The 17,917-nt window shown below is 45.0% G+C and carries 12 protein-coding genes and 1 tRNA gene; 8 read left to right on the top strand and 5 right to left on the bottom strand.

Annotated features, from left to right (window positions below):
• Positions 1 to 72 precede the first annotated feature (72 nt).
• Complete coding sequence (locus DD616_RS15615; RefSeq protein WP_269148164.1) at positions 73 to 1,749, top strand: Ig-like domain-containing protein; 1,677 nt, start codon at positions 73 to 75, stop codon at positions 1,747 to 1,749.
• Between the two features lie 94 nt (positions 1,750 to 1,843).
• On the opposite strand, the gene DD616_RS15610 is transcribed toward DD616_RS15615, so the two are convergent.
• Positions 1,844 to 3,601: a bifunctional lysophospholipid acyltransferase family protein/GNAT family N-acetyltransferase gene (locus DD616_RS15610; RefSeq protein ID WP_208871898.1), complete on the bottom strand. Its 1,758-nt coding sequence runs from the start codon at positions 3,599 to 3,601 to the stop codon at positions 1,844 to 1,846.
• Positions 3,602 to 3,984: 383 nt separating this feature from the next.
• Entirely contained in the window at positions 3,985 to 4,398 is a 414-nt protein-coding gene (gene arfB, locus DD616_RS15605) for an alternative ribosome rescue aminoacyl-tRNA hydrolase ArfB (RefSeq protein ID WP_017043428.1), read from the bottom strand.
• A 303-nt stretch (positions 4,399 to 4,701) separates the two neighbouring features.
• Between arfB and DD616_RS15600 the strand changes: the two genes are divergently transcribed.
• The 7 genes from DD616_RS15600 to DD616_RS15570 all read left to right on the top strand — a co-directional run bounded on the left by DD616_RS15600 (position 4,702) and on the right by DD616_RS15570 (position 13,707).
• A complete protein-coding gene (locus DD616_RS15600; RefSeq protein ID WP_013857791.1) occupies positions 4,702 to 5,220 on the top strand; it encodes an Hcp family type VI secretion system effector in 519 nt (172 codons plus the stop codon).
• A 139-nt stretch (positions 5,221 to 5,359) separates the two neighbouring features.
• On the top strand, positions 5,360 to 7,465 hold the full coding sequence (locus tag DD616_RS15595; protein ID WP_208871897.1) for a type VI secretion system Vgr family protein: 2,106 nt from the start codon (positions 5,360 to 5,362) through the stop codon (positions 7,463 to 7,465).
• Positions 7,462 to 8,268, top strand: coding sequence for a DUF4123 domain-containing protein (locus DD616_RS15590; RefSeq protein WP_094163458.1), 807 nt, complete (start codon positions 7,462 to 7,464; stop codon positions 8,266 to 8,268). Before DD616_RS15595 ends, DD616_RS15590 begins: the two co-directional genes overlap by 4 nt.
• The gene (locus DD616_RS15585) at positions 8,258 to 11,788 is read left to right on the top strand and encodes a toxin VasX (protein ID WP_208871896.1); all 3,531 of its coding nucleotides are present in this window, start codon (positions 8,258 to 8,260) and stop codon (positions 11,786 to 11,788) included. Before DD616_RS15590 ends, DD616_RS15585 begins: the two co-directional genes overlap by 11 nt.
• A 37-nt stretch (positions 11,789 to 11,825) precedes the next feature.
• Entirely contained in the window at positions 11,826 to 12,770 is a 945-nt protein-coding gene (locus tag DD616_RS15580) for a hypothetical protein (protein WP_208871895.1), read from the top strand.
• A 211-nt stretch (positions 12,771 to 12,981) separates the two neighbouring features.
• Positions 12,982 to 13,266, top strand: a complete 285-nt coding sequence (locus DD616_RS15575; RefSeq protein WP_064624360.1) for a type VI secretion system PAAR protein — start codon at positions 12,982 to 12,984, stop codon at positions 13,264 to 13,266.
• 144 nt (positions 13,267 to 13,410) lie between these two features.
• Positions 13,411 to 13,707 carry a Dabb family protein gene (locus DD616_RS15570; protein ID WP_208871894.1) on the top strand — a complete coding sequence of 99 codons (297 nt, stop codon included), beginning with the start codon at positions 13,411 to 13,413 and terminating at the stop codon, positions 13,705 to 13,707.
• A gap of 262 nt (positions 13,708 to 13,969) precedes the next feature.
• Here the strand turns inward: DD616_RS15570 and DD616_RS15565 are convergent.
• From DD616_RS15565 to dnaG, 3 genes are all read right to left on the bottom strand, one after another.
• Positions 13,970 to 14,045: transfer RNA gene (locus tag DD616_RS15565), tRNA-Ile, on the bottom strand.
• Between the two features lie 143 nt (positions 14,046 to 14,188).
• Positions 14,189 to 16,045: an RNA polymerase sigma factor RpoD gene (gene rpoD / locus DD616_RS15560; protein WP_013857727.1), complete on the bottom strand. Its 1,857-nt coding sequence runs from the start codon at positions 16,043 to 16,045 to the stop codon at positions 14,189 to 14,191.
• 98 nt (positions 16,046 to 16,143) lie between these two features.
• Positions 16,144 to 17,886 carry a DNA primase gene (gene dnaG, locus DD616_RS15555; protein WP_208871893.1) on the bottom strand — a complete coding sequence of 581 codons (1,743 nt, stop codon included), beginning with the start codon at positions 17,884 to 17,886 and terminating at the stop codon, positions 16,144 to 16,146.
• Between the last annotated feature and the right edge of the window lie 31 nt (positions 17,887 to 17,917).

The following is a 17,917-nucleotide window of genomic DNA, read 5'->3' as shown; positions in this document are numbered from 1 at the left end:
GTGATTACTGCGATTCAAGTGACGCCTTCACAGGTCAATGTTGCGAAAGGTCAGACTGAACAGTAAACGGCCATTGCGACGTACAGTGATCCGACTTCCTCTGACATCTCTAGCTCAGTGACATGGACACCAGCCGATACCAACACCGCCACGGTGACGTTGGATGGTTTGCTTACTGGTGTCGAAGTGGGCTCTACAACGGTAACCGCCACCAAAGATGGCATCGCCAGCAATGCGGTCAATGCCACTGTTTCTTCGGCTGTGATTACTGCGATTCAAGTGACGCCTTCACAGGTCAATGTTGCGAAAGGTCAGACTGAACAGTTAACGGCCATTGCGACGTACAGTGATACGACTTCCTCTGACATCTCTAGCTCAGTGACATGGACACCAGCCGATACCAACACAACAACGGTAACGTCAACAGGTTTGATCACTGGTGTTGGCGTGGGTTCTACGAGCATGACAGTTACCAAGGACGGCATTACCAGTAACACGGTGAATGTCACCGTCTCCTCGGCTGTGATTACTGCGATTCAAGTGACGCCTTCACAGGTCAATGTTGCGAAAGGTCAAACTCAGCAGTTAACGGCCATTGCGACGTACAGTGATACGACTTCCTCTGACATCTCTAGCTTAGTGACGTGGACGTCAGGCGATACCAATACCGCCACGGTGACGTTGGATGGTTTGCTTACTGGTGTCGAACTGGGCTCTACAACGGTAACCGCCACCAAGGATGGCATTGCCAGCAATGCGGTCAATGTCACTGTCTCCTCGGCTGTGATTACTGCGATTCAAGTGACCCCTTCTCCTGTCAGTGTGGCGAAAGGTCAGACTGAACAGTTAACGGCCATTGCGACGTACAGTGATACGACTTCCTCTGACATCTCTAGCTCAGTGACGTGGACACCAGCCGATACCAATACAATAACGGTGACCTCAACAGGTTTGATCACTGGTGTTGAAGTGGGCTCTACAACCGTAACAGCCACCAAGAATGGTATCAGTAACTCGGTGAATGTCACTGTCTCTTCGGCTGTGATTACTGCGATTCAAGTGACGCCTACTACGGTCAATGTGGCGAAAGGTCTAAACGGACAGTTAACCGCCACGGCGACGTACAGTGATGGCACTTCATCTTCTGTCACCAAGTCAGTGACGTGGATGTCAGTCGATACCAATACCGCTACGGTGACGTTGGATGGTTTGCTTACTGGTGTCGAAGTGGGCTCTACAACGGTAACCGCCATCGAGGATGGCATTGCCAGTAACCAAGTGAATGTGAATGTGTGTGCTGACTTAGCTGGTGTATGTATTGATATCTTCGATATAGGTAGCGGGACATTATTTACCAACTCACCATCAGTGGCTTACTTAAATAGTCTTGGTGGAAGTACAATAGCAAATGATGTCGCTACTGAAACCGGAATTGATGGTCCAATAGGTGATTTCTACCGATTCAAATGGGATAATGCAAACGCACTGTGTGAGATCTACAATGCTCAGAATCTCGGAGGGCGAACTAACTGGCGCTTAGCAGAAAGTGATGAGTTGCTTAACGAACTGTACGTTGGATTCGGTAACATGTTTAACGCGCGCAGTTGGCCGACCGACTACTGGTACTGGTCGAAGACAACTGATCTTTCTAATCCTGTTAACCATGACACGCTGCTCCTTAGCGATGGTATTCCCGTCTCCGCCCCTCCAACCGCCATTATCTACGTATCCTGCGTCTCAAATCCTTAGCATTTAGGGTTTAACGTTTTAATTTTTATGCGCCAGAGTAATGACTGGCGCTTTTTTTACCCGAAGAGTTTGTCAATAAAGCGGCTCAACCTTTTCAAGGGTTAGGCGCGTGATGGGTGAGGTATTCGTATGCTTCTTTGGTGCCCATGTAGCGGCTTAAGCTGCGCACCGGAACGTTGCGTAAATCGACCACAATCAAGCCATCTAACGAATCATTAAAATCAGGGTCTACGTTAAAACTGACTAACTTGCCATTTAAACCGAGGTATTGACGCAGTAGCACTGGTACGCTTTTCCCTTCATCTAACCGAGCAATCACTTTTGAAAGCAATTGTAAATCAGCCAATGCACTCAGCAAACTGGCATTCCAAGGAGCTTGTTGCTTGGGGAGTGGGTTACTTGCCTCTACCAAATGGGCGTGTTGGTTATTGTAGTAGTGCTGCGTCATGGTGTCGGCTAATAAACGGCGCGCACTTTCACTGTAATCATTGCTGATACTTACGGGGCCAAATAGGTGCGTATAGTGCGGGTTTCGGTGCACATAGGTTGCGATTCCCTTCCAAAGCAGCAATAGCGGAGCCATACTTTTTTGATACTCAATGTCGACGACTGAACGCCCCATTTCAATTGCATTACCTATGGTATTGAGAAAGCGGTGGTCATACTGAAACAGCGTTCGTGAGTACAAACCTGCAATACCGTTTATCGGCACAATACGGTCGACTAAGCCTAAACGGTAAGCTCCGACCAATTTCTGCGCTTCGCGATCCCAAATAAATAGATGCAGGTAGTTGCGATCGTATTGATCGATATCGAGCGCGGTGCCAGTGCCTTCACCTACCAGCCTGAAATTGTGCTCTCGCACTCGTCCTATTTCGTGCAGTAACGAGGGGATGTTTTCTGCGCTGGTACAATACACATCGAATTCGTTATGTCTTAATAGATGATCAGAAAAAGAAAGCTGCTCAATATCGTGTAACAAAGCGCTTAGGGGGAGCCGCTGTGCAATGGATTGTAACGGCTCATCATTGGTTTTATTGCGCTTGGTTGGGTTGATGTGGCTTAAAAGGTAGGTGTTTAGCCTTAAATAGCTGACCAGTGTCTCATCACACAGATGTTGGATTTCTTTATGATTGATCGCATCGCCAATGGCGATTTCGATACGCTGATGCTTTTTATTGAGCAGTTCACGGCCCAACATTAACGTTCTTAGTAGCGGGTGGATTTTTCCGGCCATGTAAAAGCGTTTCGAATTTTGCCCGTTGATGAACACAGGTAACGCCGTCGCTTGATGCTTTTGTATCAGTCGGCTGACTGAACGGCTCCACTGTTTGTCTTCCAGTTTCTGCGTTTTACTATCAACCAATTGTGACACTTCGCCCGCAGGAAACATCAATAGCAGCCCTTCTTGAGCAAGGTGTTTATTGGCAGCTCTCAAGGCTTGCATATTCGCTTTTTGCGCGGCTTTGTCTTCAAAAACATCCACACCAATGAACAGCGAATCTAACTCTGGTACGGTTTTTAAATAGTGATTGGCTAATATCTGCACGTCTGAGCGAATTGAAAGCAGCATCTCAGCCAGAATAACGCCTTCCACACAACCAAGTGGGTGATTTGCAACAACGACTGTCGCGCCTTGAGTGGGAACTTGAGCTAATGATCCTTTCACCACTTGGTAGTCAATACCCAATACCTCTAACGTAAAACGCAAAAATGTTGCGGTATCGCAATGGGGTGGGCGTTGTGCATAAAACTTATCTAAACGAGTTAGGCCTGTCGCCCACTCAGTGAAGTGTTCGCCTAGTCCAAACGGCGTTTTTCTCGGTAATTTAAAAGGGCTTATCGTGAGCATAGCAACCTCGCATTTTATGCTTTGTGCTTATGCTAGAGAGGGAAGATGACAATCTGGCTGCGATTAAGTGAGTAATTGATGGCTGTTTTTTTACAGTTTAATGAAATCCGTCTCAAACTGGAGATAAATTAGAATCTTGGATGCAACAATGATTTTTTAGTAAAACTAAATAATTTATTGCTCACAAAATGAAGCAAATTTGTGTTGATGCGACATTTTTGGTGTTAGCTTGTAATGGCTGTAAAAAATATAAAAATGTCAATTGAACCTTTGTTTTGCTGATCTGGAATAGACGGGAGCTTCGTGCTCCCGTTGCTGTTTTTAGTGCGAGTGTGCCTGCTTATTTTTTCTTCTTTGTTTTGCCTTGCTGCCAATCCATTCATTTAAAAAGAGACTTTACCGCGCAATGATTTATTGGCCGCTATCCGTTTTTTCTCGTCAACTCGCCGACGTTGAGAACTTTTTGTCGGTTTGGTTGCCCGGCGCGGTTTTTCTATCACCATCGCAGAAAGAATAATTTCTTTGAGACGTTTGAGTGCATCTTCTTTATTCAGCTCTTGGGTGCGGTGAGATTGCGCTTTGAGGACAATAACGCCCTCTTTGGTCATTCTGGAATCTGGTCTTTCGAGTAATTTTTGTTTGTAGATGTCCGGTAACGTTGAGCGTCTGATGTCAAAACGTAAGTGGATCGCACTGGAGACTTTATTGACGTTTTGCCCGCCATTTCCGGCTGCACGAATCGCAGTAAGTTCGATTTCCCAGTCTGCCAGTTCAATAGTGTTGGATAGTTTGAGCATACAACCAAAGTAAAAATGTGTTCAATCCGCATTCTAGTTGAGGTGGCTAAGGTTATCTACCGCAGATTGTGGCTAGATTAGGAAAAGCAATACAGAGTGACGTATTGCGAAATCGCAGCGAAAACTTGCTTGATACGAGCAAGTTTCTACCCGGACGAGCAAGTTCTTGCTCGAAAATGAAAGCTTATAATCTAATTGATTGAAATTTAACTATTTTTGTTTTGGCATCCCCTTTGCTTTAAGAAACATTACATAACGCGATGCAATTTCCATCGCTTTTTCTTACTGAATAAGGATTAAGTCATGCCAACTCCATGTTATATCTCTATCGAAGGCGAAACTCAGGGTCTCATCACTGCAGGCGCTCTTTCTACTGACTCTATCGGCGATGCTTTCGTTGAAGGTCATGAAGATCAAATGTTGGTTCAAATGTTTGACCACGTTGTGACAGTACCGACTGACCCACAATCAGGTCAGCCTTCTGGTCAACGTGTTCACAAACCATTCAAATTCACCGTTGCGCTAAATAAAGCGGTTCCTCTTCTTTATAACGCGTTGGCGTCTGGCGAGAAGATGAAATCGGTTGAGCTAAAATGGTACCGCACTTCTATCGAAGGTAAACAAGAGAACTTCTTCACCACTAAACTTGAAAGCGCGTCTATCGTGGACATTCATTGCGAAATGCCACACTGCCAAGATCCTGCGAATGGCGACTTCACGCAAAACGTTACGGTTTCTATGTCTTACCGTAAAATCCTGTGGGATCACGTGAACGCGGGTACTTCAGGTTCAGATGACTGGCGCAAACCAGTAGAAGCGTAAGCTTTGATTTGGGTGGCTGGTTGATGTTGCGTAAGCAAAGCCAATCCGGCCAGCCACCTTTTTTAGCCTTAAGCAAAGTGCATTCAATGAGTGTGACTTGCTTAAGGCTTTGCTGTTTCTAGTGTAAAGAGGATGGAAGATGGCCACGCTGAATTTTACGTTAAAGGTTGACGGGCTCGCCGACGATGCATTTGTGGTGCGAGAATACCAAGGACAAGAATCCTTATCGGAGAGTGTGCTGGCTAATGGCGAGCCTTGTTATGGGTTTCGTTACCACATTGAGCTAGCAAGCCGTCAATCAACTTTGAGTGCAATCGATGTCGTCGACAAAACGGCTCAGCTAACGGTTTTCCGTAATGGCGGTGTGGTGCAGCGCGTGCATGGCATCGTGCGCCAGTTTAGTAAAGGCGATATTGGTCATCATCACACCTTTTACTCACTCACTTTAGTACCTGCATTAGAGCGCTTGTCGCTGCGCCAAAATAGCCGCATCTTCCAGCTTAAAACTGCACCTGAAATTCTTTCCATTGTGCTACAAGAGATGGGCATTGACGACTATGCCTTCGCACTTAAACGAGAATGTCTTCAGCGCGAATTCTGCGTACAGTACCGTGAAACCGATAGCCACTTTTTACACCGCTTAGCCGCCGAAGAGGGCTTGGTCTACCACCTCCTGCATGAAGAAGGTAAACATACCCTCATTTTCAGTGACGACAGCCAAGGCTTAACGAAGCTCGATACGCCGATCCCTTACAATGTGCTGTCTGGTGGTATCGCTGATACACCTTACATTTCCAACTTAATCAGCCATACGCAATCGCAAGTGGCGGAAAGCCAATTGGCGGATTACAGCTTTAAAAAACCGACTTACGGTTTTAAGCAAAGTGCACTCGGCACCGCGATGGATTACCAGCAGACCCACTATGAACATTTTGATTTCCCGGGTCGATTTAAAGACGATGAGAGCGGTAAAGCGTTTAACCAAATTCGTTTAGAGTACTTAAGAAGGCAGGCGCGTACCGCACAAGGGCAAAGCAATGAAGCGCGTTTGCAAGCCGGAACCCTGTTTGATTTGGCCGAACATTTAGACGACAGCGCGAACCGAGATTGGGTTGTGGTGCAAGTAAACCATCAAGGCCAGCAGCCGCAAGCATTAGAAGAGTCTGGCGGTAGCGGTGCAACAACCTACAGTAACCAATTTACCTTGATCCCGGCCGATGTAACGTGGCGCGCAACACCGTACACGAAGCCGCAAGTGGATGGCCCATGCATCGCCCACGTGGTTGGCCCCGATGGCGAAGAGATCTTCTGCGATGAGTATGGCCGCGTTAAACTGCATTTCCCATGGGACAGATATTCTAACGGCGATGAACACAGTTCATGTTGGGTGAGGGTGTCGCAAGGTTGGGCTGGCAGCCAATATGGCATGATGGCTATCCCAAGAATTGGCCATGAAGTGATTGTCGATTTTTTAAATGGCGATCCGGATCAACCCATCGTCACGGGCCGCGCTTATCACGCCACCAATAAAGCGCCCTACACACTGCCAGATAACAAAACCAAAACCGTACTGCGTAGTGAAACCCATCAAGGTGAAGGCTTTAATGAGCTGAGTTTTGAAGATCAAGCAGGGCAAGAGAAAATCTACCTGCACGCGCAAAAAGACTATGAAGCGCTAGTGCTTAATGATGCCACCACCCACATCAAACACGATAAACACCTGACAGTGGATAACGACCAGTTCGGCCACATCAAAAATAACCAACACCTAACGGTCGAGGGCGAAAGCCGTCAGAAAATAGCGTTAGATCATAGCCTTGAAGTGGGTGGTTCACTGCACCAAAAAATCGGTGAAAAAACGGTTTTTGATTCAGGTAATGAAGTGCACCTTAAAGCAGGCAATAAGTTGGTGTTAGATGCGGGTAATGAGATCACCATCAAAGCTGCGGGCAGTTTTATCAAAGTGGATGGCGGCGGCGTGTACCTAGTCGGGCCTGCGATCAACCTTAACTCCGGCGGCAGCGCAGGCAGCGGATCGGGTTATGGCGGTGTTGTAGCGGTGTTGCCTATGGGGCTGGCAGCGTCAAGTGCGCCGGATGAGCTGGTCTTAAGCTTGCCAACAGCGAGTTTAATTCAACAAGTGATAGCCGATATCAAAACGGAGATGCCAATCACTCAGGTTTGTCAAAAGCGTTCTGATGGAAGCTGTCCGTTAAGTGACTGCCCTTGTGGAAACAATAAATGATGTTAGTTCTCGATAGCCACTGTAATGACGTTGCAGTGAACTGGTTTGCTCTAGTCAATGATTACCATAATATGCATGCTGAAGTTTATGAGAGGATCTCTGGGCATTTGGTTGAGCCGTTATATTTATCGACGTCAGTTGAGTCATTACTAAATCGTAGCCCTTTGTTGATTGCATTGTATGAGCAAGATCCAATGACAAACATCTTACCTAAAGAACATACACTGTATTTTTCTGCACCACTTAATGTCTCTTTTGATGTTGCCTTAGCTCAACTAAGGAATCGATTACATATTCAATTCTCAGGTAATCGAAGAGGGCTGTTTCATTATTATTGTTCTTCAGTGGCAAGTTATTTTTTTGAGCGTTCAGATACGATCGATACTGGCAAATGGTTGGGATGTTTCAGCAGCCTTTATTTTTATCGTCAAACATACAGTGATTTAGCTAAATGGAGCAAAGTCGTTAGTGAGGGGGGGGAGCTTGCTTCAAATCTTTGGCTTCTTACAGAATCTCAGGAAAATGCTCTCAATGATAAATATCATGAAAATGAGATCGTGCAGTGGGCTACAGAAAACAATATTAAAGAGTTGAATTGGCAGAAACAGAAAATGGTTCATTTATTCTGCTCACAACACCAGATAACAGATCCTCAAATTTCTTCTCGATTACGCCATTTAATACAGCGCTATGATGTTGCCCTCAATGATCTTAATTTTCATTCGAAATCGCATCAAACATCAGAAAATATCGTCGAACACATAGAATACTTAATGTCTAGGGAGAATGCATATGTCTACTAAGTTTGCTTCAAGTCCGAGCTGTGATGGTAAAAAGTTTTTCATTGAAGTAACGGGTATACAACATGGCTCTGAACAAGACTTTGAGTTTTATGACTTAACTGATATGTCACAGCAGGCTGCTCTAGAAGCGAAAAAGAGTATTGATCCTGAACTTGATGAAAGTACGGTATACAGTTGGGATTGGTGTGATGAGAGTGCCAATCGAAATGTTTGGCTGAAAATTGAAGCGGAAGGTGAACCAATCAAATTACCGCTTTTTCAAAATGTGGCAGACATACCAAGAAAGAAAGACGAGCAAGGTTATTTGGTACATGCAGTTTTACCTTTAACGCTTTTACCTACTTATCAATCATCGTTAACTTATAAAGAGAGAATTGCTCCTGTTCGAGCCGGTTTTATTTATATCTTTTACAACCATAAAGTATGGCGTGAAATTCAAATTAGCCCAGAAGATAGCGGTGATTACTCTCTTAAAGATGTCAATCTTTACCAATATCGTACTGGTAGAGATAAACCGTTTAAAGATGAAGCTCGAATCGCAACTGGTGTGGCACTAAAAGAGATTTGGATACCGGCTAAAGAGAATAACAAGGGGGCACGGATCCATCTTGCCTTTTCAGAAGTTCAGTGGAGTGCACAATATCTTAATTATCTTGAGGCGAATCAAAACGAGTTAGTTCAACGAGCTGTTGCATTTCATCAGTTGAATGTGGATAGAAATGTCGATGTATTGAAAGCTAGCTTACTGCCGCCAATGCGAATAAGAGCGCCAGAGTTGGAGTTGTTTCTTGCTGAGCCAAGTAATCTCAACCGTGATCTCTCTGGGGAGTGGGTAACACGCACTTACCAAACCATTAAAGAGGAAATCTTATCCGCGAATGAAGACGGTGATAAGGCGGTACAGGTTTTTAAATATGCTCAACCTCATCGATATGAATACGCTATTAAGCAAGCCGCACTGATTGAGATTATCAACTCAGATCCAAATCAAGCTAAGTTGTGGACTATTGGTGACTCGAAAGATTTTTTAGAAGATGCAAAAAAGCGTCATCTGAGAGCAATTGTATTGGACGATCCTCTTTTTGACTTAAGACATCACGCTTTTCTTACTCAATCTGCTGTTGGGTATTTACAGCAAGTCTATATCGATATGAGTCAACAAAAGTACTATCGCACTGCAGAGCTAGTGCAAAAATTGGTGGTTCCAGCCAAGTTCGGACAACAAGAAAATCCTTACTATCAATATCGTAATGCTATAGACAATTACTATGGAGGCCTTTTCCACAGAACATTACGTACTACTGAGCGACAGTTTTGTTGCCAAGATGTAAAGGTATTGCAAGAGAAACTCCAATTGCAGGTGAACCAGAAGAGATTGGCTCATGTGCTGCGTGATATCAGTTCAATGAACGATATTAACGCATCGGCTGCGCATGTGATTGTTGGCTATGCGCTGAGTGCTCTGAGCGTGAATATTGATAAATTGGATCAAATGTCAAACCCTGAAAGTGACGTCCGTTCACCTTATTTAGAAACCGCTAGACAAATCCTCTCTCCAAAAGATAACCATCCTTTGCACCGAATATTATTTCCAGAAGAAGGTACGATAAATTTGGAGCAAGCTGGCTATAGTGCACCAGCACCATTTAACTCGGGATCTGGATTCGCAACGCTTGAATCGTTAGCTTTGTGGTCCAAAGAGGACATGCTCATTCAAGATGAGCAGTTACAAGTGATGGATCTGGCTTTTATGTCACCTTCCAATAGCAACCAGGAAAAGGCTTTTAACCTTGAACGGCGTATTGCCAGTATAATGAATGATATTTTAAAGGGTTACTTTGATACGTTACTGAACCTAAGCCAAGATCTCACCAGTGAAGCGAAAGTGATCCAATTTAATGCCGCTTATGCCCCTGTACTCGGTTTAATGAAAGCCACTAATGCCAAAATGTGGGGAGATATCACTTATGTGCCCGTCAGTGGCGCTGAGCTTAAAGGTACGGTGGTTGGCGTGCATGGTCATGGGTTGAGTTATGGATTGAGCGCTGCTGATCGTGAATTTGTCGACACGAAGAAGAAGTCAGCGTTTGGACGCTTGTATGATCGTTCGGGCAAATTGGTGGCATCGACCAATAAAAATGCTTTTAGCTCCAGTGATCTGATTTCAGGAAGTCGAGGTGCAGTTGGTACTAAGTTACCGCTTAAAGTCGTGGTTGTCTCTCAAGAAAGCCGCATGGCGGCGGCCCTCAATCAAGCGAATACGCAAAGAGCGCTACGGGATATGAATCGTACGGATCTCAACGTCAGTAATGCTTATGAAAAATTCAGAATTCCCTACTTTATTGCGGTAGTGGAATTGATTAACCTGAAACAGAGTCAGCATCATTTTGAGAAAGCGCTTCAGCGTACAGATACTCTTTACTCTTCTGCTAACGCGCTAAGTGCCGCGGCGGATCTTACTATTGCGCTCATTCATGCTTCAAATCTGTATACAAAAAATGCCTCTCGTTTGGCGACAGCCTCACATAAACCAGCGATTGTTATGCCTGACTTCCTTGTGAAAAAAATGACGTTTGATAATGGTAAGGTGCGTTTGTTTTCCAGCATCAGCCGATTAGGATTAGCAAGTATTGGTGCTGGTTTTTTAACTGCGGGTATTGCTGGCTGGGATGCGATGCGCCGTTGGCAAGAAAATGATCTTGATGCCAGCGTTGCGATGGGTATGGTGGCGATAGGGACGCTAACCACCACGGTTGCAACAGGTTTTTTTACCACCAGCGCTCCAGTGTTATTTGGTATGGGACCAGTGGCATGGTTAGGGATTGGGCTAGCCGTTGCAGGTTTCGCGCTCTACATGTTTTGGAAGGATACCCCAATGGAAGCGTGGCTGAAAAATGGCCCGTTTGGTCAGTCACCCTCGGCGACTTACGCACATTTGCAAGACCCGATGACGGCGTTTGAGCGGTTTATTGGGTTGATTTTCAATCTATCGGTTAAAGCGTACCGCTTAGGTCCACAAACCGAATTCTCCGAGGCGTTTACTCAGCAGATGCAAACATTAGGTGCTAGCCATGTTATCTATGTCAACACCAATTTAGCGGCGTTACTCAATACCCAATCGGTCACGGTTGAGTTTTATGCTCGGCAAGCGATTGAAAAAAAGACCATAACAAGTAGCCGAACGGGCTCAAGGGAAAGCAGTGAACTGATTAACCTAAGCGCGAACAATGTTACGGTTATCCATCAAGAGCAGCGTAATGAAGGTACTGCCTATTTTGTTAAACATAATTTAACCGTACCCGAATACAGTACCGATTTTAGCCTACTGATGATGCGTTCTTATCAGTATCGCTACCAGCCCGTTTTTGTACTTAGAACCAAGCTGCACGTTGAGCAGGCCAGCTTTCCAACATTAGCATTAGAAGAGCGTGATGATTCTCGCGCTGTGAATGTGGTTCCAACGTTTGCTTTAGATAACAACAGTGATCAAGATTGGGCGCAAAATACCGTATTAGCTTAAAGCGTAGCATCAGTCATCAAAAACATTAGGAATGATAATGGCTTATAACTCAGAGCAATTAATCCTCCAACCGCCTAAAGAGGCGCAAGGTTTTTTACGGCGCGTCTTAACCAAAGGGCAGGTATTTCCTTTTACTAAAGCCAATGAGACCATTGCTCTCTCTTTGGCTGGGGAGATTACACCTTCATATCATCAGAGGATCGAGAAAGAAGAAGGAAAATCGCCTTATTGGAATGAAGAACGTTTAAATAGTGAAACTTTTTCGAATTGGACTCAGTTGTACCTATTTATTGTAGGCTTAGCTAAAGTCGCATTATTTTTTTTCTTACCGCTTCTTTACCTGATCATGATTTCTGCCATGTTATTTGGACCGTATGGATGGAAGGATTGGGCTGGCGATTTTGGCACTGTTACTTTGTATACAACACTTCCTTGTTTACTTATTTATGGCCATTTTAAATTGGTGAGTGCTGGGCACCTTTTTCTGGCGCCCTTTTTAAAAAGTAAGCGAGTCTATAGCCTTAATCGCCAAACCGGCATGGTGACACTGTTTAAAAAAGGTAATAAAGAGCGTTTTAGCCATCCGTTTATTGAGTTTGATTGCGTGCTGATGTCCGCCCCTAGTCCACAAGGGCACTTAAATTACAACCTGATGTTGGTGCATCGCTATCATGATTATTCGGTTGGAGTACCGATTGGCAACCTGATCGGCAGTAATGAGATGGTGGCAGAGTATTATCGGTTGTGGAATATGATTCAACGTTATATGGATATCAGCCAACCGATGCCTGATATTTTAGTGCTTGAGCCTGCACGTGAAAGAGACCCAACCACCGCCGCCTATGATAAGCAAACTGGGCGCAATCCGCGATGCTGGCGTGATATGAGTGATGAAGAATATCAGCAAACTCTGAAAAGAATCGCAGAGCAGCAAAAAAATCAGCCAGATACGGGGCCAAAGTTGGATATTTTTGCACATTGATGCATTGAATCTGGCGATGGCCAAGTAAGATCTAGTGAGTTATTTAGTATTTACTCTGCAGTATGGTCGGAATTGTAAGGCTGAGCTTGATTGATGAATGTGTTTGGGACTTACTTAAGATTGCCGTGTTAGTAGAGATTCATTCGCGCACTAGTTTCGTTTGAAATTAAGTTTAAAGTAGAAAAAGTCACCTTTATTAAGGAGCAAATCAATGGCAAATGGTGCATTAGTAGGAGATATCGGATCCGATCATGATGGTTTTCCTCCGACGCCGATCACCGCTGGGTCACCGACGGTAAAAATTGATGGCAAAGCAGTGGCAAGGCAGGGCGACCCGCTAGAGCCTCATGATAAGCCGCAAAACCCAAGCCACCCACGTGCAATTAAAGGGGGCTCGGGTAGCGTTATGATTGATGGCAAGCCCGCCGCGCGAGTCGGCGATGCCGTTGACTGCGGTGGCGTAATTATTGGTGGTTCATCAGTCAATATTGGTTAAGGTTGTAGCCCATTTAATCAATAAAGCGGCGCTTCAAACCTTGAGTGCCGCTTTATTGTTTTAAGCGCAGCACCTTTAGCACCAGTGAGCCAGCGTTATCCCTCTTTATGAAAAGAAATTCTACGGACAGAAACGGAGCGAACAATGATCCGCCATATCTTATTAATCAAATTCAAACCACAAGCTCAGCCTGCCAACATCCAACAGCTCAAGTCGCTGTTTGAAGCCATGCCAGAGAAAATCGAGGGGGTCGCTGCCGTTGAGTGGGGCGTGAACGACAGCCCTGAAGGCAAAAACCAAGGTTATACCCACAGCGTTTTAATGACATTTACCGATGAGCAAGCACGCCAAAATTACCTACCTCATCCAGAGCATAACGTGCTAAAGGATGTCTTTCGTCCTTTGCTCGAAGAGATCATCGTTTTCGATTATTCGATTTAGTCACAAGCCAATAATCCTAGAGGCGCTCACCCCATGTTGGGTAGGATGGACTCTAGATTCTTTAGCTTGTTTGGCTTGAGTGTTAGCTAAGGGGTATTCTTTTCGCCATGATGTACCACCAGAACAGTCGATATTTAGCCGTTAGTACATTCGATGGTACATTAAATCATTGATGTCACAAGAGACTATGAATGCTGAATAATTTGGTACGTATTGATTTAATTGGCTTTGTAGGTTTTGACGGATGTTATCGGAGAGAAAGTGGTGGCCCCTCCCAGACTTGAACTGGGGACCAATCGATTATGAGTCGACTGCTCTAACCACTGAGCTAAGGGGCCAAATTAGGTGTGTGATTATAGGGGATGGAGTTATGAGTGTCTACCCGCAAAATAGGGTAAATGCGCTTAGTTTTTATCCACTTAAACTATGAGATACAAAAAAGGTGAGCTTGTGCTCACCTTTTAGATTGGATAGGTTGCGATTACTCGTCTAAGAAGCTGCGCAATGTTTCAGAGCGGCTTGGGTGACGCAGTTTACGCAGTGCTTTCGCTTCAATTTGGCGGATACGCTCACGCGTTACGTCAAACTGCTTACCAACTTCTTCTAGCGTATGGTCTGTATTCATATCAATACCGAAACGCATACGCAGTACTTTCGCTTCACGAGGGGTTAGGCCAGCAAGAACGTCACGAGTCGCTGCTCTTAGGCTGGTGGCCGTAGCAGAATCAAGTGGTAGTTCAAGGGTTGTATCCTCGATAAAGTCACCAAGATGCGAATCTTCGTCGTCACCGATAGGTGTCTCCATAGAGATTGGCTCTTTAGCAATTTTCAGTACTTTACGAATTTTATCTTCTGGCATTTGCATGCGTTCTGCCAATTCTTCTGGCAGAGGCTCACGGCCCATCTCTTGCAGCATCTGACGTGAGATTCGATTCAGTTTGTTGATCGTTTCGATCATGTGCACTGGAATACGAATAGTACGTGCTTGGTCTGCAATTGAACGTGTGATAGCTTGGCGAATCCACCAAGTGGCGTAAGTTGAGAACTTATAACCACGGCGGTATTCAAACTTATCTACCGCTTTCATCAGGCCGATATTACCTTCTTGGATAAGATCCAAGAACTGCAGGCCACGGTTGGTGTATTTCTTCGCGATAGAAATAACCAGACGCAAGTTTGCTTCAACCATCTCTTTTTTCGCTCGACGAGCTTTCGCTTCACCGATAGACATGCGACGGCTGATGTCTTTAATGTTTTGTACATTCAAAGACGTTTCTTCTTCGATCATTTTCAATTTATGAATTGAACGACGAATGTCTTCTTCTTGCTGTCTGATTTTTTCTGCATAAGGTTTTTCTGAAGCGAGTACTTCATCTAACCATGCATCGCTTGATTCATTGCCAGTGAATAAGGCAATGAATGATTTCTTAGGCATTTTACCGTATTCGACCGCAGCTCTCATGATCAGACGTTCTTGAGTACGAACGCGATCCATAGAGGTGCGAAGCTTGTTGACTAGGTAGTCAAATTGCTTTGGCGTGAGTCGGAATTCACGGAAAATATCCAACATCAACTCGGTGGCTTGGGCGGCTTTATTGCTGTCATAGCCATGCTCATTTTTCGCGAGTTGAAGATTTTGATACTTGTTGCGTAGTTCGGTGAATTTTTCTAGCGCAAGCTCAGGGTCGATTCCTGCATCTTCTTCAGAGTCAGTATCTTCGCTGTCGTCATCGTCGTCATCATCAAGATCGTCTTCATCAGCAAGGTCAGCGCTAGCAAGCTCTGAACCGATATGGGTCGCTGTTGGGGCGTTCGTTGCATCTGAGTCAGGATCAACAAAACCTGATATCAGGTCTGTTAAACGAAGTTCTTCAGCAAGAACTTTGTCAAATTGCTCTAAGATGTATGGAATGGTGCCTGGATATTCAGCCACTGCGCGTTGAACTTGGTTAATACCATCTTCAATACGCTTAGCGATATCAATTTCACCTTCGCGAGTCAGCAGTTCTACGGTACCCATTTCGCGCATATACATGCGCACAGGGTCGGTAGTACGACCAATTTCGCTTTCTACACTGGATAATGCAGCGGCTGCAGCTTCGGCAGCATCCTCATCGGTGATTGCGTTGTCATCATTTAGAGCAAGATCATCGGCATCAGGGGCAGTTTCTACCACCTTAATGCCCATGTCATTGATCATCTGAATGATATCTTCTACCTGCTCGGAATCTACGATTTCTGCTGGTAGGTGGTCATTTACTTCGGCGTAGGTCAGATAGCCTTGCTCTTTGCCTTTAATGACAAGTAGTTTTAGCTGTGACTGCGGATTTTGATCCATAGACGGTATCCAACTTCATATCTGGTGAAGGAATTAGTATGCGAAATGCAAACCACATATACTAACAAATTTATTCATTGCTGACTATTTAAACTGGGTTACGCTTTCAAGTCTTTCATTAAGTCTTGAAGCTCCCGTCTCTCTTCGGCTGATAAACCGACGCTTCTTTCTTTTGCCTGCAGGTTTTCAATTTGCTTTTCGATGCATTGAGCCAATATTTTGTCCAATGAATCTAAAAATAGTTCTTCTTGGTTGTCTTCAACAAGTGGAATTTCCCAACTTGCGAGGCGAGACAGAAGGGTCTCGTTTTTATTACCGCGCCAGTGTTCAAGCAATTGGCCTGTAGTAATATTGGGGTACGCTTGACAATTCTCAAGTACCTCAATTAATAAACTTAAACCGGGTATGGGCAAGGATTGAACGCTGGAAATATCAGGCACCATTTCAGCATAGCTTGGATTTTGAATAAGCAAAGCGATCACTTCACGCATCGGTGTGCGTTTGAGCTCTTTGTGTGGCTGTGAGCGGTGTTTGTCTGATTCTGGCAGTGATGGCTTTTTATAAATCCCAGTTTTTTGCCCTAATATTTTGAGCAATTGCGCTTGTAGAGATGTGTCTGGCACTTTATTAATCAGTGGTAGTGCCAGCGCCTCAAGCGCCGCTTTCCCTTCGTTATTACCGACATTAACTTGTGACAGTAGGTTGGTGAATAGGTATTTGGATAGGGGTTCAGCATCTTGCACTAACTGTTCAAAGGCCGCTTTTCCATGGGTTCTGATGTAGCTATCTGGGTCTTCACCGTCAGGTAAAAACAGAAATTTAAGAATATTGCCACTTTTGAGATAACTCAACGCATTTTCCAGTGCGCGCCACGCCGCTTCTCGCCCTGCTCGGTCACCATCATAGCAACAGACCACCGTATTGGTTTGGCGAAAAAGCAGTTGCAGGTGATCGCCAGTAGTTGAGGTTCCTAGCGAAGCAACCGAGTAGTCCACTCCATATTGCGCCAGTGCCACCACATCCATATAACCTTCAACAACTAATATTTGCGGGGGTTCACGATAGGCTTGCATGACATCGTATAGGCCATACAGCTCTTTACCTTTATGGAAAATGGGGGTTTCTGGGGAGTTCAGGTATTTTGGCGTTCCATCACCCGTAACGCGTCCACCAAAGCCGATCACTCGTCCGCGGCGGTCGCGAATGGGAAACATAATACGTCCACGAAAACGATCGTAGCGGTTGCCTTTGTCATTTTCGATCAACATACCGCCAGTGACGAGCATCTCTTGGCTTTCTTGTTGCTGACCGAAGTTTTTGCGCACTAAATCCCATTCGTCAGCGATATAGCCAATACCAAATTTCTGCACGATTTCGCCAGAAAGACCGCGATCTTTCAGATACTCGATGGCATGACGATTACCCGGAACTTTGAGTTGGTTGCGGTAAAACTGCGCAATGCTGCCCATTAAGTCATAAAGGGTGCGTTTTTCTTCACTATTGGCTTTAGGGGCTGATGAGAAATGGCCACTAGAGCGTTGCTCTCGGGGAACTTCTAGCCCCACAAAAGAAGCCAATTCTTCGATGGCCTCGACGAATTCAAGGCGTTCATATTCCATCATGAAGTCGATGGCGTTGCCATGCACGCCACAACCAAAGCAGTGATAGAACTGTTTTTCTTGGCTTACACTAAATGAGGGCGTTTTTTCATTATGAAATGGGCAGCAAGCACCGTAGTTCTTACCTTTTTTCTTAAGTTTCACACGTGCGTCTATGATGTCGACAATATCAAGTCGAGCAAGGAGATCATCAATAAAACTGCGAGGGATGTGTCCTGCCATAAAACCTAAAAGAAAAGATTAAAACGAATGA

Source organism: Vibrio anguillarum (assembly GCF_003390515.1).
Lineage (GTDB): Bacteria > Pseudomonadota > Gammaproteobacteria > Enterobacterales > Vibrionaceae > Vibrio > Vibrio anguillarum.
Note: the sequence above shows the minus strand (reverse complement) of the source record. Positions and strands in the feature narration are given on the sequence as shown.